Genomic DNA, 2783 nt, shown 5'->3' with positions numbered 1-2783 from the left:
CCTCGCGGTCACCGCMAAAGAGCTTGAAAAAGCTGGCGGCGGACTTGCGTTCCGAGGTTGATCGCTTCCGTTGATACAGCCTTGATATAGCTTTCGCGAGCAGTCTCTCCCACAGTTTCCGGGGTCGCTCATAAATCGTTTGAGCACCCGAATAGTCTGTGAGAGCGAGCCTGCTCGCGAATGCAGCGCCGCGATCCATGGCAAATCACCCCGTATGTCTCTCATCTTTTCTTGCTGAAACGTTTCCGCAGCGCTATAAAAATGGCACAACTTCAATAAAGGCTGCTGCCATGACCCCGCTCAAACTCGCCGTTGCACTCGGCGTACTCTCTGCTGCTTCCCACGCCATGGCCTGGGATTACGTACTCCTCGATACCAACAAACCCGCGCAAAACTGGACAATCACCAGTGAGCAGCTCGGCGTGAAAACCGACAAGGCTTTCTCGGTGAGTCTGCGAACCTTGCACGGCGGACGACAGGAAGGTGTCAGCATCGTCGATATCGATAACGGCATTATGAAACTCTCGGTGGTGCCAACCCGTGGCATGAATGTCCTGCAGGCGTCTGTTGGCAACGTGCGCATGGGTTGGGATTCGCCAGTCAAGGACGTGGTCAACCCGGCCTTCATCGAACTCAATGGGCGCGGAGGTCTGGGCTGGCTGGAAGGCTTCAATGAACTGGTGACCCGCTGCGGTTACGAATGGGTCGGCCATCCCGGCATGGACAATGGCGAGTTGCTGACCCTGCACGGCCGCGCTGCCAATATCCCGGCCAGCAGCGTCACGCTGCACATTGATGAAAAACCGCCCTACGCCATCAGCCTGCGCGGCGAACTGAAAGAGCAGGCGTTCAAGAAAGTCGACTTTTCGGTGATGACCGAGCTTGTCACTGAGCCCGGCAGCACCCGTTTTGCCCTTAACGATACGCTGACCAATAACGGCGATTATCCAAAGGAATACCAGGCGCTGTACCACAGCAATTTCAGCACGCCATTCCTCGAGCAGGGCGCGCGATTCGCAGCACCGGTGAAACAGGTCTCGCCCTTCAACGACGAGGCCAAAGCCGAGTTGGCCGACTGGCAGACCTATCGCGGGCCGACCAAGGACTATGACGAAACCGTCTACAACGTCATACCTTACGCCGACGCCAAAGGCGAAACCTTGACCGTGCTGCATGACAAGGCTGGCAGCCTCGGTGTCTCCGTCGGCTTCAATACCCGGCAGCTGCCGGTATTTTCTCTGTGGAAAAACACCGACACCCAAGGGCAAGGCTATGTCACGGGCCTTGAGCCGGGAACCAGTTTTTCCTACAACCGCCGCTATCAGCGTCCGCTGAACCTGGTACCGACCATTGCGCCAAAGGCCAGCCAACAGTTTCAGATCAGCTACAGCCTGCTGGCAGACAAAGGCGCTGTGGATAACGCGCTGAAGCGCGTGAGCGAAATCCAGGCCGGGCGTGAAACCGAAGTGCGACAGACGCCGCTGGTTGATCTGACCGAGCATTAAGGCGTCGCCGGGCGGTATTGCAGCGCTTCGGCCAGATGCTCACGGCTGATTGCATCGACTTGCTCAAGGTCTGCCAGGGTTCTGGCGACCTTGAGCAAACGGTGGGCTGAGCGCAGTGACAAGGTCAGCCGTTCGCAGGCTGACTCCAGCCATTTCTCATCGGCTGTGGATAACTGGCAGTGCCGCTTCAGGCCTGGCAGATCGAGGAACGCATTGGCACAACGCTGACGCTTTTGCTGGCGTTCGCGTGCCTCGGCCACCACGGCTGCCGCACTGGCGCTGTCCTCGCCTGGCTTCACTGCCGGATTCAACGCCGTCGCTTCCCGCGCGACCGTCAGGTGCAGATCGATCCGATCCAGCAACGGCCCCGATAGCTTGTTGCGGTAGCGCTGCACCATGTCCGGTGTGCACGAACATTTGCCGCTCGGCTCGCCAAGATATCCACAAGGGCAGGGATTCATCGCCGCCACCAACTGGAAGCGTGCCGGAAAACGTACGCGATCCTTGGCTCGGGCAATCACGATATGCCCGGATTCCAGCGGCTCGCGCAGCACCTCCAGTACCTTGCGATCGAACTCCGGCAGCTCATCGAGAAACAGTACGCCGTGGTGGGCGAGGGTGATCTCGCCGGGTTGCGGTTTCGAGCTGCTGTGACATTTGGGAATAGATGCAACGCACCTACGCTGTGCTCCGCATTCTGTCGTATGATTCGCCCAAATATTACGCAACTCAAACATGCTAATAGGTGCAACTGGCCGCATTATGGATAGCAATAGCTGCAACCAGCCTCGGTTCTCAGTTGCGAGGCGCATAAAATCTACGACGCGTAGCCTTTCCGGAGTGTTTGCTTTTCGCGGACAAGGCGTTGCCTTCGAGTCCATGTTGGAGCGTGACTTCCTCAGTCGGATGGATTTCAGGAAGGATGTTCTGACTGTGGTCTCGCAGCCGGTTCAACTGGATTTCGTTGCTCGCAGCGGCCGATCCTATACTTATACCCCGGATTATCTGGTTCATTTCCATTCTCACACCCATCTGCGCCCCATGCTCGTGGAGGTCAAACCGGCAGAGAACTGGCGTGAGAACTGGCGCGACCTGCTACCAAAATGGAAGGCAGCGTTGCGTTATGCGAAGGAGCGAGGTTGGCGCTTCCATATCTATGACGAATCGCGGATCAGAGGCCAATCACTGAAGAACATCCAGTACTTAGAACGATTCAAGAACGCGGATTACGCGGATCAGGATCTGGACGCCATCATTCGCACGGTCGCTTTCAAGGCA

General features: G+C 57.4%; 2 protein-coding genes and 1 pseudogene. 2 read left to right on the top strand and 1 reads right to left on the bottom strand.

Annotation, left to right across the window (positions count from 1 at the left end):
• The first annotated feature begins 290 nt into the window (after nucleotides 1-290).
• Nucleotides 291-1505 (top strand): aldose 1-epimerase family protein, encoded by a 1215-nt coding sequence (locus tag HT737_RS14420; protein ID WP_182402999.1) that lies wholly within the window; start codon nucleotides 291-293, stop codon nucleotides 1503-1505.
• Here the strand turns inward: HT737_RS14420 and HT737_RS14415 are convergent.
• Nucleotides 1502-2149: pseudogene (locus tag HT737_RS14415) on the bottom strand (ATP-binding protein); the annotation flags it as partial. The gene HT737_RS14420 and the pseudogene HT737_RS14415 sit on opposite strands and share 4 nt — an antisense overlap.
• 235 nt (nucleotides 2150-2384) lie before the next feature.
• Here HT737_RS14415 and HT737_RS14410 point away from each other — a divergent pair.
• A partial coding sequence (locus tag HT737_RS14410; RefSeq protein WP_306287209.1) for a Tn7 transposase TnsA N-terminal domain-containing protein occupies nucleotides 2385-2783 on the top strand: 399 nt, incomplete at its 3' end.

The sequence above is a fragment of the Pseudomonas sp. MD195_PC81_125 genome, from assembly GCF_014060985.1.
Lineage (GTDB): Bacteria > Pseudomonadota > Gammaproteobacteria > Pseudomonadales > Pseudomonadaceae > Aquipseudomonas > Aquipseudomonas parakoreensis.
Note: the sequence above shows the minus strand (reverse complement) of the source record. Positions and strands in the feature narration are given on the sequence as shown.

Excerpts from the sequence above, each read along its gene's own strand:
- HT737_RS14420 (WP_182402999.1), top strand. The coding sequence starts at position 291 with ATGACCCCGCTCAAACTCGCCGTTGCACTCGGCGTACTCTCTGCTGCT.